Genomic DNA, 26,533 nt, shown 5'->3' with positions numbered 1-26,533 from the left:
CGTAATCGAGTAAGGATCGCATGCCGGCACAGCGAAGTATTGTCATCTGCGGGGGCGCATTTGCAGGGTTGGCGCTCGCCGTGGCGCTGCGCCAGGGGCTTGGGCCGGACATCCCGGTCATCGTGGCCGATCCGGCGCTGAGCCAGCGCCCGAGCCGCGATCCGCGCGCGACCGCGATCGTGGCGGCCTGCCGGCGGCTGTTCGAGACCCTCGGCGTCTGGGGCCAGGTGGCGCCGACCGCGCAGCCGATCACCGATATGGTCGTGACCGACTCCAGGCTGGAGGACGCGACGCGCCCGGTGTTCCTGACCTTCGCCGGCAATGTCGAGCCCGGCGAGCCGTTCGCCCATATGGTCGAGAACCGCTATTTGATCGATGCGCTCGCGAGCCGTGCCGAAGCCGAGGGCGTCGAGCTGCGCGCCACCGCGGTGTCGAGCTTCGCGTCGCGCCCCGACGGCGTCAGCATCACGCTGGCCGACGGCACCGTGATCGATGCGAGCCTGCTGGTTGCCGCCGACGGCGCGCGCTCGAAGCTGCGCGAGCGCGCCGGGATTGCGACCCATGGCTGGGACTACGACCAGTCCGGCATCGTGGTCACGGTCGGGCACGAGCGCGAACATCACGGCCGCGCCGAGGAGCATTTCCTGCCCGCAGGGCCGTTCGCGATCCTGCCGCTGACCGGCAATCGCTCGTCGCTGGTGTGGACCGAGACGCGCAAGGATGCCGCGCGCATTGTCGCCTTGAACGAAGAGCAATTCCACGCCGAGCTCGAGCAGCGCTTCGGCCTGCATCTCGGCGAAATCAGGCCGCTCGACAGGCCGCGCGCCTTCCCGCTCGGCTATTTCGTCGCGCGCTCGTTCATCGCCGAACGGCTGGCGCTGATCGGCGATGCCGCGCATGTGATCCATCCGATCGCGGGGCAGGGGCTCAACATGGGCCTGAAGGACGTCGCTGCGCTCGCCGAGGTCGTGGTCGATGCGGCGCGGCTCGGCATGGACCTCGGCCAAGCCGACGTGCTCGAGCGCTACCAGCGCTGGCGGCGCTTCGACACGATGGCGATGGGGGTCGCCACCAACTCGCTGAACTTCCTGTTCTCCAACGAATCGACGCTGCTGCGCACCGTGCGCGACATCGGCCTCGGTCTCGTCGATCGCGCGCCGCCGCTGAAGGAGACGTTCATCCGCCAGGCGGCGGGACTGTCAGGCGAGGTACCGCGGCTGCTGAAGGGCGAGGCGCTGTAGCGCTTGCCTGGTGCCGTAGCCCGGATGAAGCGAAGCGAAATCCGGGGCAGACTATCCGCGGTGAGACTTTCCCGGATTGCGCTGCGCTTCATCCGGGCTACGCCTACATCAATCGATCTTCCTCGCCTCTTCCGGCAGCATGATCGGGATTCCGTCGCGGATCGGATAGGCGAGTTTGGCGGAGCGCGAGATCAGTTCCTGCCGCGCGGCGTCGAATTCCAGCGGTCCCTTGGTGATCGGGCATACCAGGATTTCCAGCAGTTTTGGGTCGGCGGTGCTTTCGAGATGATCGGTCGTGGAATTCATGGGAGTCTCCGACTGGAGCGTTTTCGAGCGAAGTGGGCACCGGTTCGCGTGAAGAAAACGCGTCAGAACAAACTGGCCGGTGATGTAGCACATCCAAATAAGCGCTGTCAGCGCCTGGCCATCCGCAGCAGTTCGTCGATCGCGGCCTGCTGACGCGGCTTCGGCAGCGCCTGCTCGGACAGCGCGTAGCCGATGAACGCCCAGTAGAATATCTGCGCGCGGCCGCGCGCCACGTCGTGTGGGAAACCGGCCTGCCGGAGCAGGGATTCGATATAGCCGATCCGGCGCTGGTCGACCTCGAGCACGGCGGCGCGCGCCGCGGCATCGGCGGTGGCCCAGCTGCGCACGGCGCGTTCCAGCGCCAGCCGCGCCGAGAAGGCGCGGCGCAGCAACAGCGCCAGCGCGTCGCCGCCTTCCGGAATGGTCTCGAGCTCGGCGATCACCTGCTCGGCCGCGACCTCGCGCCAATGGGTGAGGATCGCCGCGCGGTAGGCGCCGATGTCGGCGAAATGCCAGTAAAAGCTGCCGCGCGAGACGCCCATGGCCTTGGCCAGCGGCTCGGCCTTGAGCGCCGTGAAGCCGCGTCGCGCCAGCGTCTTCAGGCCCTGATCGAGCCAGTCCTTGACCGAGAGCTGTTCCGTCATGGTTCCCCGTCCGCGCCGTTCACCATACACAAGTGTATTGACAGGCGCCAGCAGTCGGTATCATATCCATACAGTAGTGTATGGAGGCATCGCGATGCGTGATCTTCTGCTGCAGGGCGCCGGCGTCGTCGCCATTCTGGTCAGCCTGATCCATGGCGTGCTCGGCGAGACCAGGATATTCGCCCGCGCCACCGTCGAGCCGCCGCGGCTGCGGCTCTTGCTTCGCCTGGTCTATCAGGCCGGCACCGTCGCCTGGATCGGCGGCGGCGTGCTGCTGCTCGCTGCACCCGCGATGGCCTCCGATGCCGCGCGGCACTGGATCGTGGCGACGCTCGGTGTCGTGTTCGGCGTCGCGGCGCTCGCCAACGCGGTGGCGACCCGCTTCCGTCACTTCGGCTGGATGGCGATGAGCGCCGTGGTGGCGCTCGCCGCCGCCGGCTACTAGCGAGGCCGATCATGACGACCGATCGCATAAGCCTCAGTATCGCCGATGGCGTCGCGGACGTCAGGCTCAACCGCCCGGACAAGCTCAATGCGCTCGATCCGGCGATGTTCGCCGCGATCGCCGAAATCGGCGCGCAGCTCGCGGACAACCGCACGCTCCGCGCCGTGGTGCTCTCGGGCGAAGGGCAGGCCTTCTGCGCAGGCCTCGACATGGAGCGTCTGGTCGCAACGACGGAGGGCGAATCCATCCTGCCCTTCGCCGATCTAGGTCAGCGGACCCACGGGATTGCCAACTTTGCGCAGCATCTGGTGTGGCTCTGGCGCGAGCTGCCGGTGCCGGTCATCGCCGCCGTCCACGGCATCGCCTTCGGCGGCGGCTTTCAGCTGATGCTCGGTGCCGACATCAGATATCTCGCACCCGGCACGCGCCTTGCGATCACCGAGGCCAAATGGGGGTTGGTGCCCGACATGGCCGGCACGCAGCTGATGCGCCATCTCGCGCGCGAGGATGTGGTCCGTGAACTCACCTACACCGCGCGCGTCTTCTTCGCGGACGACGCGCTCGGGTATGGCTTCGCCACCCGGATCGTCGAACAGCCGCGCGAGGCGGCGCTGGAGACGGCGCGCGCGATCGCGGACCGCAGCCCGGATGCGATCCGCGCCGCCAAGCGGCTGCTCAATCTTGCAGCCGATCGCGATGCGGCGACCGGACTTGCAGCCGAAACAGCCGAACAGGCGCTTCTGCTCGGCTCGCCCAATCACATCGAGGCCGTCAGGGCGAATCTCGAGCGGCGGCCCCCGCAATGGAGTTTTACATGACGACTGGCCCGGGCTTCGATCTCGAACGTCTCGTTGCGACCAATGCGTCGGCGGCCTTCAACCGGCTTGCCGGCTTCGAGGTCGTCGCCGCCGGCACCGGCACAGTGGAACTACGGATGCCTTGGCGCGACGATCTCACCCAATACGCGGGACATCTGCACGCCGGAATGATCGCGGCGCTGCTCGACACCGCCTGCGGCTTTGCTGCGGCGTCGATCGCGGGTTCCGTCACCGCATCGCATTTCTCGATGAATTGCCTGAAGCCCGCGCTGGGCCGCTGCTTCATCGCCAAAGGCACCACATTGCGTGCCGGACGCAGGCAGGTCTTCGCGCGCGCGGAACTTTTTGCGGAGAACGAGCAGGGTGAGACCTCGCTGGTTGCAACCGGTGAAACCGTGCTCGTTCCGCTGGCAGGCTGAGTCGCGCGGATCGCGTATGGCCGTGAAATTTATGGAGCCATCAATTTCGGTGCGGAATCGGCTTACGCGCGGATAACCATGCCACTGAAAGTTGCAGAATATTATCGAGAAGACAATTCAATCAGCCTAGCCTGTGCGTACGGACAACCATGGACCGACGCATGTTTCGTGTTCTTACGTGCCTTTCAGGTGAGCATGACTGGCGGCTCGTTCTGCTCGCCGGACTGGTCTGCTTCGTTGCCAGTATTGTGGCCGTCAATATTTTTCATCGTGCAATTGCGTCGCAGGCGAGGACGCGGCTGATCTGGATTGCGATCGCGGGAGCCGCGATCGGCTACGGCATCTGGGCAACGCATTTCATCGCCATGCTGGCCTATGAGCCGGGAATCCCGACCGGCTACGGCATTGTCCTCACCGCGCTGTCGCTCGCCGCGGCGATGATGCTGACATCCGGCGGCCTCGGCCTTGCCGCCGGCGACTCCAGCCGCTGGCGCGCGCCGGTCGGCGGCGCCGTGATCGGAGCCGGTATCGCCAGCATGCACTATCTCGGGATGTGGGCGCTGGAGGTGCCGGGCCGCGTGGTCTGGTCGCTCGATCTCGTGGCGGCCTCCGTCGTGCTCGGTATGCTGTTCGGCTACGCCGCGCTGGCGATCGCGGTCCGCCGTCAGGACCGCTGGATGTCGCTCGTCGCGGCGCTGCTGCTGACGCTTGCGATCGTGTCGCATCATTTCACCGCGATGGGCGCGGTCGAGATCGTTCCGGATCCGTTGCAGGCTCCGGCGGCCCTGTCGCTCTCGCCTGCCTTCCTCGCCATCGTGATCGCCGGGGTGGCGCTGTCGGTGCTCGGGATGAGTCTGGTCGGCGTGCTCGCGGATCGCCGGCTGGCGCTTCGCACCCGTCGCTTCGAGGAGATCATCAGCCAGCTTTCGTCGGCGCGACAGCAGGTCGAGGCGTCGCAGAAGGCGCTGGAGGAGCAGAGGTTCCGGCTGGATACCGCGATCAACCACATGGGCGAGGGCCTCTGCATGTTCAATGCGGAGAAGCGCCTCGTCGTTTGCAATGATCGCTACGCCAAGATGTACCGGCTGCCGCCGGAATTGCTGCTGCCCGGCACGGCCCATCGCGAGATCATCAGGCATCGCATAGCCAACGGCATTCTCAAGGGCGAGACCAGCGACAGCGCCGCGATGCAGGTGCTCGCGACATTGAACGCGCTCCCGGCCGGCGAGATCAGCAGCCGGGTCGACGAGCTCGCCGACGGCCGCTTGATCTGCGTGACGCGGCAGCCGATGCCCGGCGGCGGCTGGGTGGCGACGCATCGCGACGTCACCGAGCAGCGACGCTCGGAGGCCAAGATCACCTATATGGCGCAGCACGACGCGCTGACCGATCTGCCGAATCGCGTGCTGCTCAAGGAATGGATGGAGCGCGCGCTCTCCGGTGCTCGGTGTGGCGGACCGAGCCTTGCGGTGCTGATGCTCGATCTCGACCGCTTCAAGGACGTCAACGACACGCTCGGGCATCCGGCGGGCGATGCGTTGCTGAAGTCGGTGGCCGCCCGCTTGCGCAGGTGCGTCAGCGATACGACGCTGGTCGCGCGGCTCGGCGGCGACGAGTTCGCGGTGATCGACCATGTCGGCGATCCGGTCACGGAAGCGGGCCTGCTCGCCGAGAAGATCAGGAAGGCGCTCAGCGAGCCGATCGATCTCGGCGATCATCGGGTGACCACCACGACCAGCATCGGCATTGCGATCGCACCGCGCGACGGCACCGATTCGGACGAGGTGCTGCGCAGCGCCGATCTCGCGCTTTACTCGGCCAAGAGCTGTGGCCGGGGCTCGTTCCGCTTCTTCGAGCCGGAGCTCGATCGGCTGTTGCAGGCCCGGCGCGGCCTCGAGCGCGACATGCGCAGTGCGCTCGCCAATGGCGAGTTCGAGCTGCACTATCAGCCGTTCATCCATGTCGCGAGCGGGAAGACCTGCGGCTTCGAGGCGCTGCTCCGCTGGCACCATCCGCAACGCGGCATGGTATCCCCGGCGCAGTTCATTCCGCTGGCGGAAGAGACCGGCCTGATCGTGCCGCTCGGGGAATGGGTGCTGCGCACCGCGTGTGCGGAAGCCGCCAAATGGCCCGACGACCTCAAGATCGCGATCAACCTGTCGCCTGTGCAGTTCAGGAGTCCGGAGCTGGTCCCGGTGATCGTGCACGCGCTGGCGAGTGCCGGAATTTCGCCGGAGCGCCTCGAGCTCGAGGTCACCGAAACGGCCATCATTCAGGACAGCGAAGCGGTGTTTACCGCGCTCAGCCAGCTGCACGATCTCGGGGTGCGGATCGCGCTCGACGATTTCGGCACCGGCTACTCGTCGCTGAGCTTTCTGCAGAAGTTTCCGTTCGACAAGGTCAAGATCGACCGCAGCTTCGTCTCCGAGCTCTCCGGCGCATCCGACGAGTCGCGCCGGATCGCGCGCGCGATCGTTCGCTTTGCCGTCAGCCTCGGCAAGACCACGACGGCCGAAGGCGTCGAAACCAGGGAGCAGCTCGACATCCTCCGCGCCGACGCCTGCGTGGAAGTGCAGGGCTTCCATTTCAGCCCGCCGGTGCAGAGCGAGAAGGTCGCACAGATGATCGGCGGGCGAACCCCGGCTGCGGTCGAACGGCCTGCGGTTCGTCTCGCCATGGCGGGTGCCGCATCCTGATCGACGGGCTGCGCCGGGCGGCCCCGATACGCATGAGGCGTAAGGCCGCAGCACGCCGTCAAAGCCAAACTGCGCGTGGAGCGCAAAGCGGTTTTCGCGACCGTTAGAATTCCTCTAAAGCCAGCCTCTGCGGCGCTTCCTTGACTTGGCAATCGCCTCAGCATTCTTCACGCATGTGCCCTGCGCGAAGGCGTTGTGGGCATGATTGTCGACGGAGGGGAAATGCGCGTGAGAGTGATTTTGAGCGCTGCGCTTGCAGCATGCGTCCTTGGGAGCGTTCTTGGGCTGACCGGATCGGCGGCGTTCGCCGACGGCTACAAGAATTGCACCAAGCTCGACAAGGCGTCGTGGAAGCCGGCAAGCGAAGCCGAAGCCAAGGCCAAGGCCCTCGGCTACGAGGTGCGCCGGTCGAAGGTCGAGGGCTCCTGCTACGAGGTGTACGGCGTCAAGGAAGGCAAGCTCTACGAGCTGTTCTACAGCCCGGAAGACCTCAGCCTGAAGCACACCATCGCGAAGTGAAGCAGGCGCGATGACGAAGGCGGCGCCGGGCGCCCGCGGCGCGACCAGCGTGCAGGTCTGGGACCTGCCGCTGCGGCTGTGGCACTGGGCGCTCGCCATCCTCGTCCTGGTCGCCTGGGTGACGCCCGGCACCTATGACCGGCTGCACCGGCTGGCGGGTTATTCGGTGATCGGGCTGCTGGCGTTCCGGCTGATCTGGGGCTTTGCCGGCACGCGCTACGCGCGTTTCGGCAGGCTCGGCGTTCGCCTGCGCGCCGCGCCGCGCTACATCTGGAATCTCCGCCGCGGCATCACCGGGCGCTATATCGGGCTCAATCCCGCGGGCACCGTGATGCTGGTGGCGTTGCTGTTCCTGCTTGCGATCTCGACAATCACGGGCGCGATGGAGGTCACCGTGACCTTCTTCGGTGTCTGGTGGGTCGAGGACACCCACGCCTATGCCTCGGATGCGGTCATCATCCTGGTCGCCCTGCACGTGCTCGGGGTCATCGTGGTCGGCTTGCTGCAGCGTCAGAACCTGGTGCGCGCGATGTTCACCGGCCGCAAGCAACTGCGCAATCGCTGATGGGGGAGGGTGCCGAGCCTAAAGCGGGATCGTTGTTTGAGCATGATCTTTTCGGAAAACCGCTTCGCACTTTTCCGGATCATGCTTACTGCACCGGCGGGTCGCCCGAGGTGCGCTTCTTGGCGAGGTCCATCTCGGTGACCGCGATCAGGATCTCGGCGCGGGTCTTCAGGTCCGGCGCCTCGAGCATCGCCTGCTTTTCGGCCGGGCCATAGGGCGACATCATCGCCAGCGCATTGACCAGCGCCTCGTTGGGCGCGGACTCGATCCCTTCCCAGTCGACCTTCAGATTGTTGGCTTCCAGGAAATCGGCCAGCACTTCGAGCAGCGCCTTGCGGTCGACGGCCTCCTCACCCTTGCGCGCGGTGAAGTCGCCGGCGAAGGAGAAGAAGTCGACCTTGCACTGCCGGTACGGCGTCTGCACGGTGAGCTCCTCGACCACCTTGAAGCGCGCGACGCCGGTCAGCTCGAGGATGTAGCGGCCGTCGCCGGATTCTGCGAGCTGGGTGATGCGGCCGACGCAGCCGATCCGGAACAGGGCCGGCTTCGCCTCTTTCTGCGAGTGCGCCACGTCGGGCTGGATCATGCCGATCAGGCGATGGCCGTCGCGCAGTGCGTCGTCGATCATCGCGAGATATCGCGGCTCGAAGATGTTGAGCGGCATCTGGCCGCGCGGCAGCAGCAACGCGCCGGGCAGCGGGAACACCGGGATCACCTCCGGGAGCTCGCCGGGTCCGCGATATTCGGCATTGATCGGCATCTGCGGTCCCGCTGCTGTGACGGGCGTGCTTTACGAGAACAGGATGGTCGACAACCGCTTGCGCCCCTCGACGGTTGCCTCATCGGTGCCGCCCCACGCCTCGAAGAACTGCACCAGCTGCTTGCGCGCGCCGTCGTCGTTCCACTTGCGGTCACGCCTGACGATGGCGAGCAATTGCTCGGTCGCCTCCGTGCGCTTGCCCATCGCATTGAGCGCGGTGGCGAGATCGAATCGGGCCTGATGATCGAGCGGGTTTGCGGCGACTTTCTGTTCCAGCTCCGCGACCGGGCCGACCGCTTCCGCCTGTTCGGCGAGATCGATCGCCGCCTGCACCGCCTTCACCGCGGCGTCGTTGCGCTTGGATTCCGGAACCATCGCCAGCGTCTGCTTGGCCTGCTCCATCGCACCCGACGTGACGTAGCATTTGGCGAGGCCGGCGAGCGCCGCGATGTTGGTGGCGTCGTGCGCCAGCACCTCGGCATAGATCTGCGCGGCCTGGGCGGCGTCGCCCTCGGCAAGCACGGCGTCGGCCTCGGCCAAGATCTCGGTGAGATTGGGCTCGCCGGCGGCCGGCACGCCCTTGGTGATCTTCTCGATGAAGGCGTTGACCTGGCTCTCCGGCACCGCGCCCATGAAGCCGTCGGCGGGCTGGCCGCCCACGAAGGCGATCACGGCCGGGATCGACTGGATGCCCATCTGGCCGGGGATCTGCGGATGCTCGTCGATATTCATCTTGACCAGCTTGACCCGGCCCTTGGCGTTGCGAACCGCCTTTTCCAGGATCGGCGTGAGCTGGCGGCAGGGACCGCACCACGGCGCCCAGAAGTCGATCATGACCGGCTGACGGCGCGATTCCTCGATGACGTCCTTGACGAAGGTCTGGGTCGTCGTCTCCTTGATCAGATCGGGCGCTGCCTCGGGCGTGGGGCCGCCCTGCTCCATTATCGTCACGTTGTCCTCGCCTGCTTCTGAGGTCGGAAATCCGGGGGCGTTCTAGCACGCCCGGAACGGCACGTTCAGCCGTTCTGTCAGCTAGAGCATGATCCCGGAAAAGTGGGAACCGGTTTCCGGGATCATGCTCGGTAAATGGCAGTCAGCCAGCAAAATTCAATCGCCTGGCCGCCTGTCCTCCATCGGAGATCGGGTGGGTTGGGGCCGCGGAACGGCCGATGATGGCGATCCTTCATGGCAGCAGGGGAGCGCCCGTGGCAAAGGCCTATTACAGCACGGTGTTCGAGCAGCCGGCCGGCGAGGTCTGGAAAATCATCCGCGATTTCAACGATTACCCGGTCTGGGTCCATGGCGCGGGGACGAGCGAGATCGAGGACGGCAAATCCGGCGATACCGTCGGGGCCGTGCGCAATGTGCTGTACCGGGAGCGGCGGATCCGGCAGCGGCTGCTCGCGCAGTCCGACGTCGAGCGCTTCCAGATCTACGAATTTGTCGACACCCCGACCCTGCCGGTGACGGATTTCAGTGCGACCCTGCGGGTAACCCCGGTGATCGACGGCGACCGGGCCTTTATCGAATGGTGGGCCGTGTTCGATTGCGACCCGACCCGCCGCCTCGAGCTGACGCAGACGCTGACCGGCTGGTTCGAGACCTGGCTCGAATCGCTCCGGGACGAGATGGCCTTGAGGCAGGTTCCGGCGGAAATCTAAAAAGAAATCGGCGGCGCGGCCGGTTTCGGCCGATTCGAGGTCAATTTTTAGGGAAACCGGGTGATTTCGTGAGGTTCGGACCACGCTCTTGTGTTGCATTCACAGACAGCTTTTGGCATAGGTCTGCCGTTGCCGGCGAGCGATCGCCGCCATTTCGGATGCGGGTGTAGCTCAGTGGTAGAGCACGACCTTGCCAAGGTCGGGGTCGAGGGTTCGAGCCCCTTCGCCCGCTCCAAAACTTCTCGCTGACCGAGTTGACAGTCTGATGAAGGCCCGCCCATCGGCGCGGGCTTTTTGCTGTCCGGTCCGAGGCCGCATCTCCAAGCCGCGATTGCGAGGTCAAGATGTCGCGGCCCGCCGCGGCGGTTTCCGGCTTTTGTTAACCGGCAAACGATGCATTCTCAAAACTGATAGAAATCTGTGGTTGTGTAGGCGTTGCAATGGTTGCGGCCGGTTTTGCCGGCGCGGCAAGCGCGTGAACGATGTCGATCAGTTGGAAGCCAGCTCCTGGGTTAGATCGCCGCTCGGTGCGCGCAAACGTCGCCGCGCTGGTCGTGCTCGTCGGCGCCTGGACATGTTCGGGCGCATCGGCGCAGCAATTGCCGAGCGACTCGGCGTATGCCCCGACGCCCAGCTTCTCTCCCATGCCTGGCTTTGGGCCGGCGCCTGACTTCGAGGCGGCCGAACGGCCGCGAGCGCGGGTCTACATCACGACGCGGTCGCACCGGGGCGGCCAGCAAAACTTCTGCGTCAGGACCTGCGACGGCCGCTTCTTTCCGCTGCCGCGCGTGGGCGAGACGGCGGACGTCAAGGCATGCGAGGCGGCCTGTCCCGCCGCCGAGGTGAAGCTGTACTCCGGCTCCGATATCGACAGCGCCAGAACCGAAGCGGGCGAGACCTACAAGACGCTTGCAAATGCATTCCGCTTTCAGCGCGAGATGGTGCCGCAATGCTCGTGCAGCGCCGGCGCGTCCACCGGCCTGTCGCCGATTGCGATCGAGGACGACATGACGCTTCGGACCGGCGACATCATCGCCGCCGATGACGGCTTCAAGATCGCTGCGATCACGAGCGGGCAGCGGCGCAGCGTGTTGTTCAGGCCGCTGTCGAAGGCCAAGGCGCAGGCGCTCGGTCTGGCGCGCCTGTCGTCGCGATAGCGGCGACCACGAGCGTTAGCTTCATTCGAATATCACGCTGCGGTGCAGAATGCCTTGTTATCGGGCAGGCTGCTCAGGAAAATTTCGTCTCAAATATCGTCTCAACTAGTTTTGACGCAGCGCACACCGGCGCTGCGCTTTTCAGCGTCGTTGGATGTGCTACCATTTTGCCGTCTGACCTACCTTACAGACCGCCACCATCATCTCTCAGGGCGTTCAAAATCAATAACAGGCAAGCTGCAACGGCTTGCATAGGGGAGTGACGCGATGAAATCGGCTTTCAATCGATCAATACTTGCGTTCGCGGCGATTGCGCTGCTGGCGGGGACGACCTTCGCCAATGCACAGCAACAAACAGACAAGAATCGTGCGCTGAAGAAGTACGAGTCCGGCACCAAGGAATTCTGGACCCATCCGCCGGATGACTGGTTCCTCGGCGACGAGACCGAAGCGCAGAAGGGCCTTGCCCCGCCGTCCGGTCCGCCGACCGGCGCGTCCGATTCCGAGCTCGCGGCGATGATGAAGAAGATCAAGCTGCCGCCGGGCTTCAAGATTGAGGTCTATGCCTCGAACGTACTCGCGGCGCGGCAGATGGCCTGGGGCGACAAGGGCACGCTGTTCGTCGGCTCGTTCGGCCTCGGCAACGTCTATGCGATCAAGGACAACAACGGCAAGAAAGAGGTCAAGACCATCCTCAAGGGCCTCAACATGCCGACCGGCCTCGCGTTCCGCGACGGCGCGCTCTATGTCATCGCGGTCGACAAGTTGATCCGGTACGACAATGCCGAAGCCAATCTCGACAATCTCGGCAGCGGCAAGGTGGTGTATGACGACATGCCGTCCTACGCGGCGCATGGCTGGAAATACATCGCCGTCGACAAGGACGGCTGGTTCTACATTCCGTTCGGACCTCCCTTCAACATCGGCATCCCGCCGACCTCGGTGTCGCAGATCCGCCGTGTCGATCCCAAGACCGGCAACGCGGAAATCTATGCGCTCGGCGTGCGTAACTCGGTCGGCGGCGACGTCGACCCGCGCACCGGCAAGTACTGGTTCACCGAAAACGCCCGCGACTGGGTCAGCGACGATCTGCCGAGCGACAAGCTCAACGTGATCAACAAGATCGGTGAGCATTTCGGCTATCCCTATTGCCACCAGGGCGATCTGCCCGATGCCAAGTTCGCGATGGGACACAAATGCTCGGAGTTCACCCCGCCGGCGTACAAGCTCGGCGCGCACGTGGCTCCGCTCGGCATGAAGTTCTATACCGGCAGCCAATTCCCGGCCGAGTACAAGAACAGCATCCTGATCGCCGAGCACGGCTCCTGGAACCGGCACAAGTACCAGGGCGGCCGCATCGTGAAGATCACCGCGAGCCCCGACGGCAAGAATGCGAAGCAGGAAATCTTCGCCGACGGCTGGATCCAGGGTGACCAGGGTTATCTCGGCCGTCCCGCCGACATCCTGCTCGACAAGGATGGCTCGATCCTCGTCGCCGACGACTGGGCCGGTGCGATCTATCGCATCAGCTACAGCAAGAAGTAACGGTTGAAACAATGTGAGGCTGCGGTGGCCGTGAGGTGACCGCAGCCTCATTCGCGTGGTTCGGGCACGCCCGCAAAGGAACGCACTCGTCATGCCCGGACCTGCCGCCTTCGCCAAGGCTACGGCGTGCCTGAGACCGGAGCCTCGTCGAAGCCTTGGCGAAGACGGGATCCGGGCATCCATCCAAACCAAGAAACCGTCTTCAAGCCAGATGGATTGCCGGGTCGAGCCCGGCAATGACACACGGAGAAACCTGGCAATGCGCCTTGTGACCCTCGGAATTCTGCTCGCCTCGGCCATCGCGATGGTTCCTTTTGCCAATGCCGCCGATGTCGTCGCCGGCAAGGCGAAGGCCGAAATCTGTGCCGCTTGTCACGGCGAGAACGGCATCTCGCAGACCGAGAACATTCCCTCGCTCGCCGGCCAGCTCGACCAGTACGTTCAATGGCAGCTGGTGTTCTTCCGCGCCGGCGCGCGCAAGAACGAGCAGATGCAGCCGATCGTCGAGCAGCTCAACAACGACGACATCCGAAATCTTGGCGCCTATTTCGCGTCGCTGACCCCGTTCAAGGGCGGCAAGGACGACAATCCGGACTTGTCCGAAAAGGGCAAGCAGGCCGCCGCCGGCCGCCGCTGCGCCTCATGCCATGGCGATACGTTTGCCGGTACCAAGGCGGTCGCCCGCATCGCCGGCCAGCGCGAGGATTATCTCGTCAAGGCGCTGCACGATTACAAGTCGGGCCTGCGCTCCGGTGGGGCACAGGCCGCGATGGCCGATGTCGCCTATCCGCTGAGCGACGAGGAGATCACCGCGCTCGCGCATTATCTGGCGCATCTGTAGCCGCAAATCATGTGGTCGTCCCGGCGAAGGCCGGGACCCAGAACCACCGGCTTCAATTGTCTTGAACGGATATCAACCTGCACCGCCTCGAATCGAGAGGCCGCGGCGTGTGGGTCCCGGCCTTCGCCGGGACGACGGGAATAGATTCATCCCCGCTGCTTCTCATACGCCTTGAGGTGCGTGTAGGCCGTGCGCAGCTTCGGCACCGGGATCTTGGCGGCGTCGGCGCGCACGACCAGGTCGCCGATCACGTGATCGGCCTCGACCGGCAGCCCCGCCTTGATGTCGCGGAACATCGATGCGGTCATCGGCGAGCCCTCGGTGGTCAGGAGGCCGCGGGTCCGCTGGAAGAACGGGCCGCCCGGGGCATGGCCGGCGTCGGCGGCGATCGCGCTGCATTCGTCGAGGATGCCGAGCAGGAAATCCTTGCCGCCGGGCGCGGCCAGGATGTTGCCGACCGAGGTCCGCATCAGGCTGGTGGAGGCGGCGAGCGACGCCAGGAACACCCATTTCTCCCACATGTCCTGCATCACATGCTCGCTGGCGTTGGCGCCGTTGATCGCCGAGAAGGTCTCGGCGATCGCGCGCACCCGGTCCGACAACCCGCCGGCGCGCTCGCCGAAGCCGAGCGACTGCATCGGCTGCAGCTGCACTACCTCGCGCTTCTCGTTCAGCGTCGCCGCGATCGCGCACAGACCGCCGAGCACATGCTGAGCTCCGAACGTCTTGTCGAGCGCATCGAGATGCAGCATGCCGTTGAGCAGCGGGATGATCGCGGTCTTGTCGCCGACGGCGGGCGCAAAGGACTTGATCGCATCCTCGAGATCGAACGCCTTGCAGCTCAACAGCACGACGTCGAACTTGTCCGACAGCTTGTCGGCCTGCACGGTCGGCGGGTTGTTCAGCGTGACATCGCCGTTCGGGCTCTTGATCACGAGCCCGGCGGAGGCGAGCTCGGAGGCGCGGCGCGGGCGCACCAGGAAGGTGACGTCGCGGCCGGCCTGAAGCATCCGGCCACCGAAATAACCGCCGATCGCACCGGCGCCGACCACGAGAACGCGCATGGGAATTTGTCCTTCTTTGTTGTTCGCCGCCCGCGGGCGAATGGCGAATGGGAGTGGCGAATAGATAGGGATGCTGTTCGACTATTCGCTACTCGCCGTTCGCTCATCTCACTTTCCCGATACCATTTCCTCGACTTCGCGCAGCTGCTCCTTGCCGAAGAAGATCTCGTTGCCGACGAAAAAGGTCGGCGAGCCGAACGCGCCGCGCTCGACGGCGGATGAGGTATATTCGATCAGCTTGGCCTTCACATCCGCGTCTTGCGCGCGGGCGAACAGTTTTGCGGCGTCAAGGCCGGAGGAGGCGATGGCTTTGCCGGCGACCTCAGGATCGTCCATCTTCTTCGGCTCGACCCACATGTGGTGGAAGGCGGCCTCGATATATTTCTCGAACACGCCCTCGAACTGGGCGGCGACCGCCGCGCGCATCAGGTTCAGCGTATTGACCGGGAAAAACGGGTTCCAGGTGTAGGGCTTGACGTTGAAGCGCTTGAGAAAGCGTTCCGTCTCGATCTTCATGAACTCGGGCTTGTTCTTGACGCCCGCCAGCGTCTCGGCTGGCGACTTGTTGTTGGTGGCCTTGAAGATGCCGCCGAGCAGGATCGGGACATATTCGAACTTGACGCCGGTGCGCTTTTCGATTGCCGGGATCGCTTCATGGCTGAGGAAGGCGTTGGGGCTGCCGAAATCGAACAGGAATTGCGGATTTTGGCTCACGACGGTCTCTCCCTCGGCTTGTCTCGTTTGGACTTGTTTAGCACGGCTTGTCTAGCATGGACCTGCTGTCGCAGGCGCCATCAGTAGAATATGATAATCATCATGTGAGCCGCGGCGCGCGATGTCAAATCAGCCGCTTGATGGTCTGCTTGCGCCATACCAGGGCGTAATAGGCCATCTGCAGCACGAACATGGTTGCGAAGGTGACGGGATAGGCGATCCAGATGCCGCTGACGCCGCTGGCGCGGCTGAGCAGGATCGCGACCGGCACCTCGACCACCGCGATCGCCAGGGTCGAGAGCAACAGCGGCATCCACACCGTGCCGCCGGCGCGCATCGCGCCCGAAAACACCGTCGCCATGCCGAATAGCACCATGCTCCACAGCACGATGTACAAGAGCTGCTGCGCCAGCGCGAGCACGGCATTGTCGACGATGAAGAAGCCCATCAGCGGCCGCGCGAAGAGATAGCCGAGCACGACCAGCCCGCCGGTCAGCGCGAGATTCATCTCGATCCCGGTCCTGACGATGGCGCCGACCCGGGCGGAATCGCCGCGGCCGATCGCCTGCGCGCCGAAGATCGACACCGATATTGCGATCGAGATCGCCGGAAACTGCACATAGCCGATCACCTGGTTGACTGCGCCATAGGCCGCGGTCGCGTCCGAGCCGAAACCGTTGACGAGGCCGAGCAGCACCAGCTCGGCGAGCGAGACCACCACCATGCCAATCGCGGTCGGAATGCCGAGCCGCAGCACGATGCGCAGCAGGGCGCCGTTCGGCCGCATCGCGCGCAGGAATGCGGCGTCGAAGGCCAGTGCATGGCGGTGCCGCAGCATATGAACATGCAGCCACAGCAGCGTGACCACGCCCGAGACCGCGGAGGCGATGGCAGCGCTGGCGACGCCGAGCATCGGCAGGCCGAGCCAGCCGCGGATCAGCGCCGGCGTCACTACCAGGCCGACGGTGGTCGAGACCGTCAGCGCAACCAGCGGCGTCACGGTGTCGCCGACGCCGCGCATCATCGCCGTCAGCAGCAGGAATGCGAAGGTTATGGGCATCGTGATCATCATGATCCGCGCATAGGCCACCGCGGCGTCGAGGACGTCGGATGGTGTCGCGAGCGCGATCAAGAGCGGGCGGGCGAACAGGCCGCCGAGGACCGCGATCGCCAGCGCGAGCAGCAGCGTCACGGTCATGGTGGTGCCGGCGACCGCTTTCACCCGGTCGGGCTCGCCCGCGCCCCAGGCCTGGCCGATCATGACCGAGGCGCCGGCGCTCAGGCCGATCACGAAGGAAATGAAGAAGAACATCACCGGAAAGAACACCGAGACGGCCGCGAGCGCGTCGACGCCGATCATCTGGCCGAGATAGACGCCGTTGATGGTGCCGAACAGCGACTGCAGCACGTTGCTGAGCAGCATCGGCGCGAGGAAGGCGAGGAAGGCTTTGCGCAGGGAGGGTGGGTTGGACACGTTCAACTTCCAAAAATTGACCAGGCACCTGGCTGGTACGTCCTAGATCAGGCGGCACACTCGCTGCACCTCTCCCGCTTGCGGGGGAGGTCGGATCGCATCGACAGATGCGATCCGGGTGGGGGCTCTCTCCACCGGAAAGAATCTCTGCGTGGCAAAACCCCCACCCCAGCCCTCCCCCGCAAGCGGGAGAGGGGGCGCATCTCGCTCGCGGTTGCCCGTCGACATTAGTTCATCGGGCATCAGTCCGCTTGATCGCTATAGGCGAGCCGGATCGCGTGATCGCGAATATCGGCCGGCCAGTCCGCGATCAGCGTCGCAAAGCGGCGCCGGTCGTGGGCGAACAGGGCGCGGATCGCATCCTCATAGTTCGGCCGGTTGCCGGCCATGACAGTCATGAAGCGATAGGCGGCATCCTGCGCGCTGCGGGTGCGGTCCTTGTCGCCGCTGGAGCGCCGTGCCTCGTCGATCAGCTTGCGGATCGCGACCGATGCGCCGCCCTTCTGCTGCGCGAGCCAGTCCCAATGCCGCGGCAGCAGCGTGATCTCGCGCGCGACGACGCCAAGCTTTGGCCGACCGGGCCCGCGCGGCGCGGTCGGCGCCGCCGGCTCCTCGCCGGGCGCCGGCGCGAGCCTCGGCAGCCGCGCCAGCACGTCGTCGACCGAGCCGCGGAAATCGATATCGACCAGCGCCGAGGTGCGGCCGTTGAACACCAGGATCGCGGCGTCCTTGCGCCGGTCAAGCAGTTGCTTGGCGGCGCGTGCAACCTCCGGAAGGTCACCGGCGCCGATGCGATGCTCGCCTTCGAAGGCGACATAGGCAGGATTCATGGTAGACCTTTCCGATTGCGCTGACACCCCAGAGGACGCCCATGCTGACGGTTCATCACCTCAACAATTCCCGCTCGCAGCGCGTGCTGTGGCTGCTCGAGGAATTGGGTGTGCCTTACGAGATCGTGCGCTATCAGCGGCAGCCCGACATGCGGGCGCCGAAGGAGCTGCGCGCGATCCATCCGCTCGGCAAGTCGCCCGTCGTCACCGACAACGGCCACACGATCGCGGAATCCGGCGCGATCCTCGAATACATCATCGCGACCTACGGCAACGGGCGCCTGATCCCGCCGGCCGATACGCCGGAGCGGCTGCGCTACACCTACTGGCTGCACTACGCCGAGGGTTCGGCGATGACGCCGCTGCTGCTGAAGCTCCTGTTCACGCTGATGCCGAAGCGCGCGCCGGCGCTGCTGCGGCCCCTGGTGCGCAAGGTGTCCAACACGGCGCTGTCGACGCTGGTCAATCCGCAGCTCAAGCAGCACATGGCCTATTGGGAAGGCGAGCTCGGCAAGAGCGAATGGTTCGCCGGCAGCGCGTTTTCCGGCGCCGACATCCAGATGAGCTTTCCGCTCGAGGCTGCCGCGGCGCGCGGTGGGCTCGAGGACGGCCATCCCAAATGTGTCGCGTTCCTTGAGCGCATCCACGCCCGCCCGGCCTATGCGCGGGCACTGGAGAAGGGCGGGCCGTACCAGGTCGGCCGGTGAGTTCGCGGTCATAACAGCGGCTCGGGTTTCGATGCCGCTATTTTTTATCCGGGTAATATTGCCTTGTCAATAATGCCCGGGTATAAATAGCGTGCCTGGAACATCGGAGCTGCCATGAAGACCGAGGACCGCAAGCAAGCCATCGCCGACTACAAGAAACGCGCGAGCGTTGCCGGCGTGTTCGCGATTCGCTGCCGCGCGACCGGCGAGGTCTGGGTGGGGCAGGCGCTCGATCTCGACAAGATCGAGAACCGCATCTGGTTCACGCTGCGGATGGGCAGCCATCGCAACGCGCAGCTGCAGCGCGCCTGGACGGCCCACGGCGCGGATCATCTCTCGCTCGAAACATTGGAGCGGATCGAGGACGAGGAGCTCGGCTATGTGCGCGACACGCTGCTGAAGGAGCGCGTGCAGCATTGGCGCGCAGAGCTGAACGCGTCTGTGGTCTAGCCTAGCGAGACGTCTGGGCGCCGCCGACCGACGGCAGCGGCTGCACGGTGACGCCGGGCGGCGGCACGTCGTCGTCGGGCACGAAGAAGTCCGACATCAACGCCACCGAGGGATCGACGCGGTAGCGCTCGAAGTCGCGTACGCCATTGGCATAGAGCACCTTGTCGTCGATGCAGAAATGCCCGGTGAATTCGCGCGACGGCCGGGTGATGATCGCGTAGGCCGCATCGCCCATGATCTCGGGCGTGCGGCTCGCGCGCATCATGGCGTCGCCGCCGAGCAGGTTGCCGACCGCCGCGGTCGCGATCGTGGTGCGCGGCCACAGCGCGTTGACGGCAACTCCGGCCGATTTCAATTCGCCCGCCAGCCCGAGCACGCACATGCTCATGCCGAACTTCGCCATCGTGTAGGCGGTCGAGTGCTCGAACCATTTCGTCTTCATGTCGAGCGGCGGCGACAGCATCAGGATGTGCGGGTTCTCCGCCTTCTTCAGGTGCGGGATGCAGTATTTCGACACCATGAAGGTGCCGCGGGTGTTGATTCCCATCATCAGGTCGAACCGCTTCATGTCGGTTGCCTGCGAATTGGTCAGGCTGATGGCGCTGGCATTGTTGACGCAGACGTCGATGCCGCCGAACTCGGCGACGGTCTGCTCGATCGCCGCCATCACCTGCGCCTCGTCCCTGATGTCGCAGAGCACCGGCAGCGCCTTGCCGCCGGCGGCGCGGACCTCGTCGGCGGCGGTGTAGATCGTGCCCTTCAGCTTCGGATGCGGCTCGGCGGTCTTCGCCGCGATCGCGACATTGGCGCCGTCACGCGCGGCGCGCAGCGCGATCGCCAGCCCGATGCCGCGGCTCGCGCCCGAGATGAACAGCGTCTTGCCCTTGAGCGATGTCATGGCAGCCTCCTGTTAGGGACGCACACTATCAGGCTCCCTCCCCCCTTGCGGGGGAGGGTTGGGGAGAGGGGTAAGCCACACACACCGCCTTCGCGGCTACCCCTCTCCCTAGCCCTCCCCCGCAAGGGGGGAGGGGACGACCGAGCAAGCGGCGCAGCCACAGCCCTACCTCACGTCCTATCCATCCGCATGCAGCACACGCCCGCGCGTTTCCGGCAGCGCGTAGGCGGCGAGGAAGAACACGCCATAGGCCGCCACCGCGAAGATCGCGATCGCGTTGGCGAGCGTGGTCGTGGTCGACAGCGCGCCGACCAGGAACGGGAACAGCGCGCCGATGCCGCGGCCGAAATTGTAGCAGAAGCCCTGGCCGGAGCCACGCAGCCGGGTCGGATACAGTTCGGTCAGGAACGCGCCCATGCCGGAGAAATAGCCCGAGGCAAAGAAGCCGAGCGGAAAGCCCAGCACCCACAGCACCTCGTTGGACAGCGGCAATTGGGTGTAGAGCAGCACCACCGCGATCGCGCCGATCGAGAAGATCAGGAACAGATTGCGCCGGCCGATCCGGTCGGCGAGCCAGGCACCGACCAGATAGCCGATGAACGAGCCGATGATCAGCGTCGCGAGATAGCCGGTCGAGCCGACCACCGACAGCTTGCGCTCGGTGGTGAGGAAGCGCGGCACCCAGAAGGTGATGGCGTAGTAGCCGCCCTGCATGCCGGTGCCGACCAGCGACGCCAGCAGCGTGGTCTTCAGGATCGGTCCGTGGAAGATCTCCCACAACGCGGCGGGTCCGCTGCCGGAGGCCTGCGCCTGCGCCATGGTCGCGGCGGAGATTTCCGGCTCGGTGACATAGCGGCGCAGATAGAACACCAGCAGCGCCGGCAGCGCGCCGATCACGAACATCCAGCGCCAGGCGTTCTCCGCCGGCAGCACCGAGAACAGGATCGCCTGCGCCAGCACCGCGAGGCCCCAGCCGACCGCCCAGCCCGACTGCACCGAGCCGACCGCGCGTCCGCGATATTGCGGCCGGATCGCCTCGCCGATCAGCACGGCGCCGGCCGCCCATTCGCCGCCGAAGCCGAGGCCGAGCAGTGCGCGGGCGACCAGAAGCTGATCGAAATTCTGCACCACTGCGCAGACCAGCGAGAAGAATGAGAACCAGATGATGGTGAGCTGCAGCGTCTTAACCCGCCCGATGCGGTCGGACAGATAGCCGCCGAGCCAGCCGCCCACGGCGGAGGCCAGCAATGTCACGGTGCCCGCGAGACCCGCGGTGCCGGGGTCGACCTTCCAGAGCGTGATGATGGTGCCGATCACCAGCGGATAGATCATGAAATCCATGCCGTCGAGCGTCCAGCCCGACGCGCAGGCCCAGAACGTGCGCCGCTCCTGCAGGTTCATGTCGCGATAGAAGGCGAGGAGGCTGGTGTCCTCGATCTCTGCAACTTCCATCGATTTGGTTTCGGCCGTGCTCATGCGCGTTCCCCGGAGAAATCGTTCACCGGCTGTTTGCGATCCGCGGCCGGAGGTGCGCGGACCGCCAATCTATCGCGATGTCGCAGGCCGGGCAAAGCCGCGTTTAGAGCGGGATGAGATTTGGCTGAATCGGCTCACGGCGGTTTTGGTTCACCTCTCCCCGACGGGGAGAGGTCGGATTGCGAAGCAATCCGGGTGAGGGCTTTTGCTTTCTCGATAGACCGTAACCCCTCACCCGATTTGCTACGCAAATCGACCTCTCCCAACGGAGAGGTGAACCTCCGATGCCGCTCCAGCTCAACCCGATCCGATCACGTTAGTATCCCGCAGCCTCCGAGCCGCGCGTGCGCGGATCCGGTGCGCCGAGCAGACCGTTGGTCGTGACGAGGATCGAGTTCGCGGAGGAGTAGCCGAGCGGCTCGACCAGTTTGTGGCCCTTGGCGCGCAGATCGCCCAGCACCGCGTCGGGAAAGCCGCGCTCGATCCGGACCTCGTCGGGCAGCCATTGATGGTGCATGCGGGGCGCGGCGACCGCGGCCGCAACGTCCATCTTGTAGTCGATCACGTCGACGATGATCTGCGTCACCGCGGAGATGATGCGGCTGCCGCCGGGCGAGCCCGTCACCAGCACTGGCTTGCCGTCCTTCAGCACGATGGTCGGCGACATCGACGACAGCGGTCGCTTGCCGGGTCCCGGCAGATTGGCCTCGAAGCCGACCAGGCCGAAGGCATTGGAGGCGCCGGGCGCGGCGGTGAAATCGTCGAGCTCGTTGTTCAGCAGCACGCCTGTGCCGTCGGCGACGAGGCCGACGCCGTAGGGGAAGTTCAGCGTGTAGGTGTTGCTGACGGCGTTGCCGCCGGCGTCGACGACCGAATAATGCGTTGTGTTGTCGCCCTCGCGCGGTTGCTTCGCGTTGCGCACATCGGTCCATGGCGTGGCGCGGGCAAGATCGATGGTGGCGCGCTGCTTGGCGGCATAGTCCTTGTCGATCAGCAATTGCGTCGGCGCGTCGACGAAGGCGGGATCGCCGAGATAGCGCGCGCGATCGGCATAGGCCCGCTTCATCGCCTCGATCATCACATGCAGCGAGGCGGCCGAGCCCTGCCTCATGTCGGACATCGGAAAGCCTTCGAGGATGTTGAGAATCTCAAGCAGCACGACGCCGCCGGAGGAGGGCTGCGGCATCGAGACGATGTCGTAGCCGCGATAGCTGCCGCGGATCGGCGTGCGGATCACCGGCTGGTAGGATTTCAGATCCTCGAGGGTGAAGATGCCGCCGGCATTCCTGATGCCGCTGACGAGCTTCTCGGCGACGGCGCCCTGGTAGAAGCCGCGCGGGCCTTGTTCGGCAATATCAGTCAGTACGCCGGCGAGATCGCCCTGGATCAGGCGGTCGCCCTCGCGCAGCGGCGTACCATCGGCGTGCGAGAACGTCCTGGCCGAATTCGGCCAGCGCGACATGCGGCGATACATGTCGTTCAGCGTGTCCGATGTGTCGTCGGTGAGGATGAAGCCGTCGCGCGCGAGGTCGATCGCGGGCTTGAGGATCTGCGCCAGCGTGAACTTGCCGGAGCCATATTTCTCCAGCGCCAGCGAAAGGCCCGCGACCGTGCCGGGCACGCCGATCGCAAGCGCGGAGTTGCGCGACTTGTCGGGATCGGGCTTGCCGTCGGCGTTCAGGAACATGTCGCGGGTCGCAGCCTGCGGCGCGGTCTCGCGATAGTCGATCGCGACATCCTCATTGCGTCCGGCAAGATGGACCACCATGAAGCCGCCGCCGCCGATATTGCCGGCGCGCGGATAGGTCACGGCCATCGCAAAGCCGGTGGCGACCGCGGCGTCGACCGCATTGCCGCCCTGTCGCAGGATGTCGGCGCCAATTTGCGCAGCCAGCTTCTCCTGCGCCACCACCATGCCGTTTTCGGCGCGAATGCTGCGAATCGTGTCCGCGGCTGACGGTTCATAGAAGCGGCGCTGGACCTGGCCGAGGGCAGGCGTCGCGATACCAATCACCAGGAGAGCGGCAAACAGCCGTCGCGACATCGTTGCCGTCAGCGCCATCGAAATGTCCTGCCCTGTTCATCGCCGTATCGGTCAAACCGGCTCATGCTATATGGGAGCGGATTGGAACGGCAAAAGCCTGCCTGTGGTTCGAGTTGGGGAATATCTTTCGCGATGACGGCAACAATGCAGACGGGCGCCGGTGACGCGAAGGCCACCACCAAGGATTATCCGGGCCGCGCCGCCGTCATCAGCTGGATCTTCTTCGACTGGGCCGCGCAGCCTTATTTCACGCTGATCACGACCTTCGTGTTCGCGCCTTATTTCGCGAGCTTTGTCGCGCCTGATGCCGCCAGCGGCCAGGCGCTGTGGGGGTTTGCCACCGCGGCTGCCGGACTTGCGATCGCGCTGCTGTCGCCGGTGCTCGGGGCAATCGCCGATGCCAGCGGCAGGCGCAAGCCATGGATTGCCGGCTTCGGCGCGCTGCTCGTGATCGGCTCGAGCGCGATGTGGATCGGCAAGCCCGGCAATCCCGACATCATCCCTATGCTGCTGCTCGCCTATGCGATCGCAAGCGTCGGCGTCGAGTTCGCGACCGTCTTCAACAATGCGATGATGCCGACCCTGGTGCCGCCCGACCGGATCGGGCGGCTCTCGGGCACCGGCTGGGCCACCGGTTATGTCGGGGGCATCCTGAGTCTCGTGCTGGTGCTTGGATTCCTCGCCGCCAATGCCGAGACCGGCCGCACGCTGTTCGGCTTCACGCCGCTGTTCGGTCTCGATCCGGTCATGCATGAAGGCGACCGCATCACCGGGCCGCTGACCGGGCTCTGGTTCATCATCTTCGTGACGCCGATGTTCCTGTTCACGCCGGACTATCCGGCGAAGCGCCCGCTGCGCGAAGCGCTCGGCGAAGGTTTGCGCGAGCTCAGGGAATCGTTGTCGAGCCTGCCGAGGCAGAAGTCGCTGGCGCGGTTTCTGCTCGCGAACATGATCTACACCGACGGGCTGGTCTCGCTGTTTGCGTTCGGCGGCATCTATGCCGCCGGCACGTTCGGCTGGGACACGATCCGGATCGGCACCTTCGGCATCATCCTCGCGGTCGCCGGCACGTTCGGCGGCTGGATCGGCGGCAAGCTCGATGATGCATTCGGACCGAAGCGCGTGATCACCGGCAGCCTCGTGATCCTGCTGTTTGCGATCGTCGTGATCCTCACCGTGAACAAGGATTCCATCCTGTTCATCCCGGTCGCGCCGCCGGTGCCTGGCGGTGCGTTGTTCGCGGGCGCCGCCGAGCGCGCCTACATCGTGCTGGGCTGCCTGATCGGCGCCACCGGCGCGCCGCTGCAGGCCGCCTCGCGCTCGCTCCTCATCCGCCTCGCGCCGAAGGACCGCATCGCGCAGTATTTTGGCTTGTTCGCGCTCACCGGCAAGGTGACGTCGTTCATCGGCCCGCTCCTGATCGGCGCGATCACCGCGGCGACCGCGAGCCAGAAGGCCGGCATGGCGGTGCTGGTGGCGTTCTTCGTGGCGGGACTGGCGCTATTGGCAAAGGTGCGGGAGTAACCACCGCCGTCGTCCCGGCCTTCGCCGGGACGACAACGGATGGATCAATGCCTGAAATGCCGCACGCCCGTGAACACCATGGCGATGCCGTGTTCGTCGGCGGCCTTGATCACCTCGTCGTCGCGCATCGAGCCGCCGGGCTGGATCACCGCGGTGGCGCCGGCTTCGATGCAGGCCAGCATGCCGTCGGCGAACGGGAAGAAGGCGTCGGAGGCGACCACCGAACCCTTGGTCAGCGGCTCGGCGAGCTTCAGCTCGGCCGCCGCGTCCAGCGCCTTGCGCGCGGCGATGCGTGCGGAATCCACCCGGCTCATCTGGCCGGCGCCGATGCCGACGGTGGCGAGATCCTTGGCGTAGATGATGGTGTTCGACTTGACGTGCTTGGCGACGCGGAACGCGAATTTGAGATCGCGCAGCTCGGCGTCGGTCGGCGCGCGCTTGGTCGCGACCTTCAGGTTCATGTCCTCGACCACCGCATTGTCGCGGCTCTGCACCAAGAGGCCGCCGGCGACGGTCTTGGCGGTGAGGCCTGTCGCACGCGCGTTCGGCAGGCCGCCGGCGAGCAGCAGGCGCAGATTGCGCCGGCCGGCGATGATCGAGATCGCCTCCTCGGTCGCATCGGGCGCGATGATCACTTCGGTGAAGATGCCGATGATGGCGCGCGCCGCGTCCGCATCGAGCGTGCGGTTGACCGCGATGATGCCGCCATAGGCCGAGGTGGAGTCGCAGGCCAGCGCGCGGGCATAGGCGGTCGCGAGATCGGGGCCCTCGGCGACGCCGCAAGGATTGGCGTGCTTGACGATCACGCAGGCCGCGGTGCGCTGCGGATCGAACTCGCCGACGCATTCATAGGCCGCGTCGGTGTCGTTGATGTTGTTGTAGGACAGTTCCTTGCCCTGCAGCTGGCGCGCGGTCGCAACGCCCGGCCGCTTCTCCGGCGTGGCATAGAACGCCGCGGTCTGGTGCGGGTTCTCGCCATAGCGCAACGACTGGATCAGCTTGCCGCCGAAGGCGCGGAAATCCGGCGCCTTGGTGTCGAGCTGCACGGCGAACCAGTTCGAGATCGCGGCGTCATAGGCCGCGGTGCGCGCATAGGCCTTGGCGGCGAGCCGCCGGCGCAACTGAAGCGAGGTCGCGCCCTTGTGTGCGGCGAGCTCGTCGAGCACGGCGGAATAGTCGTTCGCCTCGACCACCACGGCGACGTCGTCATGGTTCTTGGCCGCGGCGCGGATCATCGCGGGGCCGCCGATGTCGATGTTCTCGATGCACTCCTCGAAGCCGGCGCCTTTGTCGACGGTGGCCTCGAACGGATAGAGGTTGACGACCAGAAGGTCGATCGGCGCGATGCCGTGCGAGGCCATCGCCGCGGCGTGTTCCTTGTTGTCGCGGATCGCGAGCAGGCCGCCATGGACCTTCGGGTGCAGCGTCTTGACCCGGCCATCCATCATCTCGGGGAAGCCGGTGAGCTCGGAGACGTCCCTGACCTTCAGCCCGGCCGCCGCGATCGCCTTGGCGGTGCCGCCGGTCGAGACCAGCTCGACGCCTTGGTCGGCCAGCGCCTTGGCGAAGTCGATCAGTCCGGTCTTGTCGGAAACGGACAACAGAGCGCGGGTCACGCGGCGAAGCTGCTCGGTCATATCGGAAAATCCCTGGCTGTTAAGGCAGCCGGGTAGCATGGTTTTGTGCGGCACGAAACCGGTACATGCGCCTGATTCCCCGCAAATTGAGGGTGGTC

Annotated in this window: 27 protein-coding genes and 1 tRNA gene; 15 read left to right on the top strand and 13 right to left on the bottom strand. The window is 65.5% G+C overall.

From position 1 onward, the window contains the following. Positions 1-20: 20 nt before the first annotated feature. Positions 21-1,241 (top strand): ubiquinone biosynthesis hydroxylase, encoded by a 1,221-nt coding sequence (locus JEY66_RS42905; protein WP_026192066.1) that lies wholly within the window; start codon positions 21-23, stop codon positions 1,239-1,241. A 108-nt stretch (positions 1,242-1,349) separates the two neighbouring features. On the opposite strand, the gene JEY66_RS42900 is transcribed toward JEY66_RS42905, so the two are convergent. Both JEY66_RS42900 and JEY66_RS42895 read right to left on the bottom strand, forming a co-directional pair. Continuing rightward, positions 1,350-1,547, bottom strand: a complete 198-nt coding sequence (locus JEY66_RS42900) for a Trm112 family protein (protein ID WP_018269337.1) — start codon at positions 1,545-1,547, stop codon at positions 1,350-1,352. 107 nt (positions 1,548-1,654) lie between these two features. After that, positions 1,655-2,191, bottom strand: a complete 537-nt coding sequence (locus JEY66_RS42895) for a TetR/AcrR family transcriptional regulator (protein WP_016841421.1) — start codon at positions 2,189-2,191, stop codon at positions 1,655-1,657. 94 nt (positions 2,192-2,285) lie between these two features. Here JEY66_RS42895 and JEY66_RS42890 point away from each other — a divergent pair, with 94 nt between their 5' ends. From JEY66_RS42890 to JEY66_RS42865, 6 genes are all read left to right on the top strand, one after another. Then, positions 2,286-2,636 carry a hypothetical protein gene (locus JEY66_RS42890; protein WP_018269338.1) on the top strand — a complete coding sequence of 117 codons (351 nt, stop codon included), beginning with the start codon at positions 2,286-2,288 and terminating at the stop codon, positions 2,634-2,636. 11 nt (positions 2,637-2,647) lie between these two features. Beyond that, the gene (locus JEY66_RS42885) at positions 2,648-3,454 is read left to right on the top strand and encodes a crotonase/enoyl-CoA hydratase family protein (RefSeq protein WP_016841419.1); all 807 of its coding nucleotides are present in this window, start codon (positions 2,648-2,650) and stop codon (positions 3,452-3,454) included. Beyond that, the gene (locus JEY66_RS42880; protein WP_016841417.1) at positions 3,451-3,873 is read left to right on the top strand and encodes a PaaI family thioesterase; all 423 of its coding nucleotides are present in this window, start codon (positions 3,451-3,453) and stop codon (positions 3,871-3,873) included. The genes JEY66_RS42885 and JEY66_RS42880 overlap by 4 nt, the downstream gene beginning before the upstream one ends. 161 nt (positions 3,874-4,034) lie before the next feature. After that, positions 4,035-6,569: a bifunctional diguanylate cyclase/phosphodiesterase gene (locus JEY66_RS42875; RefSeq protein WP_026192067.1), complete on the top strand. Its 2,535-nt coding sequence runs from the start codon at positions 4,035-4,037 to the stop codon at positions 6,567-6,569. Positions 6,570-6,791: 222 nt separating this feature from the next. Continuing rightward, on the top strand, positions 6,792-7,088 hold the full coding sequence (locus JEY66_RS42870) for a PepSY domain-containing protein (RefSeq protein ID WP_018269339.1): 297 nt from the start codon (positions 6,792-6,794) through the stop codon (positions 7,086-7,088). A 10-nt stretch (positions 7,089-7,098) separates the two neighbouring features. Further along, entirely contained in the window at positions 7,099-7,653 is a 555-nt protein-coding gene (locus JEY66_RS42865; protein ID WP_016841414.1) for a cytochrome b/b6 domain-containing protein, read from the top strand. A gap of 85 nt (positions 7,654-7,738) precedes the next feature. Here the strand turns inward: JEY66_RS42865 and JEY66_RS42860 are convergent, their stop codons facing one another. After that, a complete protein-coding gene (locus JEY66_RS42860) occupies positions 7,739-8,413 on the bottom strand; it encodes an LON peptidase substrate-binding domain-containing protein (protein WP_016841413.1) in 675 nt (224 codons plus the stop codon). A gap of 30 nt (positions 8,414-8,443) precedes the next feature. Next, positions 8,444-9,364, bottom strand: a complete 921-nt coding sequence (gene trxA, locus JEY66_RS42855; protein WP_026192069.1) for a thioredoxin — start codon at positions 9,362-9,364, stop codon at positions 8,444-8,446. 218 nt (positions 9,365-9,582) lie between these two features. On the opposite strand from trxA, the gene JEY66_RS42850 reads away from it, so the two are divergent. Further along, the gene (locus JEY66_RS42850) at positions 9,583-10,074 is read left to right on the top strand and encodes an SRPBCC family protein (protein ID WP_018269340.1); all 492 of its coding nucleotides are present in this window, start codon (positions 9,583-9,585) and stop codon (positions 10,072-10,074) included. A 160-nt stretch (positions 10,075-10,234) separates the two neighbouring features. Continuing rightward, positions 10,235-10,309: transfer RNA gene (locus JEY66_RS42845), tRNA-Gly, on the top strand. Between the two features lie 144 nt (positions 10,310-10,453). Here the strand turns inward: JEY66_RS42845 and JEY66_RS42840 are convergent. Further along, positions 10,454-10,720 (bottom strand): hypothetical protein, encoded by a 267-nt coding sequence (locus tag JEY66_RS42840; RefSeq protein ID WP_162136721.1) that lies wholly within the window; start codon positions 10,718-10,720, stop codon positions 10,454-10,456. Between JEY66_RS42840 and JEY66_RS42835 the strand changes: the two genes are divergently transcribed. The 3 genes from JEY66_RS42835 to JEY66_RS42825 all read left to right on the top strand — a co-directional run bounded on the left by JEY66_RS42835 (position 10,719) and on the right by JEY66_RS42825 (position 13,617). After that, entirely contained in the window at positions 10,719-11,231 is a 513-nt protein-coding gene (locus tag JEY66_RS42835; protein WP_240536767.1) for a DUF2865 domain-containing protein, read from the top strand. The genes JEY66_RS42840 and JEY66_RS42835 overlap by 2 nt on opposite strands. 267 nt (positions 11,232-11,498) lie before the next feature. Next, positions 11,499-12,776 (top strand): PQQ-dependent sugar dehydrogenase, encoded by a 1,278-nt coding sequence (locus tag JEY66_RS42830; protein WP_016841409.1) that lies wholly within the window; start codon positions 11,499-11,501, stop codon positions 12,774-12,776. A 259-nt stretch (positions 12,777-13,035) separates the two neighbouring features. Next, positions 13,036-13,617, top strand: a complete 582-nt coding sequence (locus tag JEY66_RS42825; protein ID WP_016841408.1) for a c-type cytochrome — start codon at positions 13,036-13,038, stop codon at positions 13,615-13,617. Positions 13,618-13,763: 146 nt separating this feature from the next. Here the strand turns inward: JEY66_RS42825 and panE are convergent, their stop codons facing one another. From panE to JEY66_RS42805, 4 genes are all read right to left on the bottom strand, one after another. Next, complete coding sequence (panE, locus tag JEY66_RS42820) at positions 13,764-14,681, bottom strand: 2-dehydropantoate 2-reductase (RefSeq protein ID WP_016841407.1); 918 nt, start codon at positions 14,679-14,681, stop codon at positions 13,764-13,766. A gap of 108 nt (positions 14,682-14,789) precedes the next feature. Further along, positions 14,790-15,395, bottom strand: coding sequence for a 2-hydroxychromene-2-carboxylate isomerase (locus JEY66_RS42815; RefSeq protein ID WP_016841406.1), 606 nt, complete (start codon positions 15,393-15,395; stop codon positions 14,790-14,792). A gap of 124 nt (positions 15,396-15,519) precedes the next feature. After that, complete coding sequence (locus JEY66_RS42810) at positions 15,520-16,869, bottom strand: MATE family efflux transporter (protein WP_370145613.1); 1,350 nt, start codon at positions 16,867-16,869, stop codon at positions 15,520-15,522. 242 nt (positions 16,870-17,111) lie between these two features. Then, positions 17,112-17,699, bottom strand: coding sequence for a DUF2239 family protein (locus JEY66_RS42805; RefSeq protein ID WP_018269342.1), 588 nt, complete (start codon positions 17,697-17,699; stop codon positions 17,112-17,114). Positions 17,700-17,740: 41 nt separating this feature from the next. Here JEY66_RS42805 and JEY66_RS42800 point away from each other — a divergent pair, with 41 nt between their 5' ends. After that, a complete protein-coding gene (locus JEY66_RS42800) occupies positions 17,741-18,406 on the top strand; it encodes a glutathione S-transferase family protein (RefSeq protein WP_018269343.1) in 666 nt (221 codons plus the stop codon). A 114-nt stretch (positions 18,407-18,520) separates the two neighbouring features. After that, a complete protein-coding gene (locus JEY66_RS42795; RefSeq protein WP_016844514.1) occupies positions 18,521-18,856 on the top strand; it encodes a GIY-YIG nuclease family protein in 336 nt (111 codons plus the stop codon). Between the two features lies 1 nt (position 18,857). Here JEY66_RS42795 and JEY66_RS42790 read toward each other — a convergent pair whose 3' ends face one another. The 3 genes from JEY66_RS42790 to ggt all read right to left on the bottom strand — a co-directional run bounded on the left by JEY66_RS42790 (position 18,858) and on the right by ggt (position 23,292). After that, complete coding sequence (locus JEY66_RS42790; RefSeq protein ID WP_016844513.1) at positions 18,858-19,754, bottom strand: SDR family oxidoreductase; 897 nt, start codon at positions 19,752-19,754, stop codon at positions 18,858-18,860. Between the two features lie 177 nt (positions 19,755-19,931). Next, complete coding sequence (locus tag JEY66_RS42785) at positions 19,932-21,230, bottom strand: MFS transporter (RefSeq protein WP_016844512.1); 1,299 nt, start codon at positions 21,228-21,230, stop codon at positions 19,932-19,934. Positions 21,231-21,546: 316 nt separating this feature from the next. After that, a complete protein-coding gene (gene ggt / locus JEY66_RS42780; protein WP_018269344.1) occupies positions 21,547-23,292 on the bottom strand; it encodes a gamma-glutamyltransferase in 1,746 nt (581 codons plus the stop codon). A 126-nt stretch (positions 23,293-23,418) separates the two neighbouring features. Here ggt and JEY66_RS42775 point away from each other — a divergent pair, with 126 nt between their 5' ends. Next, positions 23,419-24,798, top strand: a complete 1,380-nt coding sequence (locus tag JEY66_RS42775) for an MFS transporter (RefSeq protein ID WP_016844510.1) — start codon at positions 23,419-23,421, stop codon at positions 24,796-24,798. A 44-nt stretch (positions 24,799-24,842) separates the two neighbouring features. Here the strand turns inward: JEY66_RS42775 and purH are convergent, their stop codons facing one another. After that, positions 24,843-26,435, bottom strand: a complete 1,593-nt coding sequence (gene purH, locus JEY66_RS42770) for a bifunctional phosphoribosylaminoimidazolecarboxamide formyltransferase/IMP cyclohydrolase (RefSeq protein WP_016844509.1) — start codon at positions 26,433-26,435, stop codon at positions 24,843-24,845. Positions 26,436-26,533: the final 98 nt, after the last annotated feature.

The organism is Bradyrhizobium elkanii USDA 76 (genome assembly GCF_023278185.1).
In the GTDB taxonomy this organism is placed as follows: domain Bacteria; phylum Pseudomonadota; class Alphaproteobacteria; order Rhizobiales; family Xanthobacteraceae; genus Bradyrhizobium; species Bradyrhizobium elkanii.
This window is presented reverse-complemented; position numbering and strand designations above follow the sequence as displayed.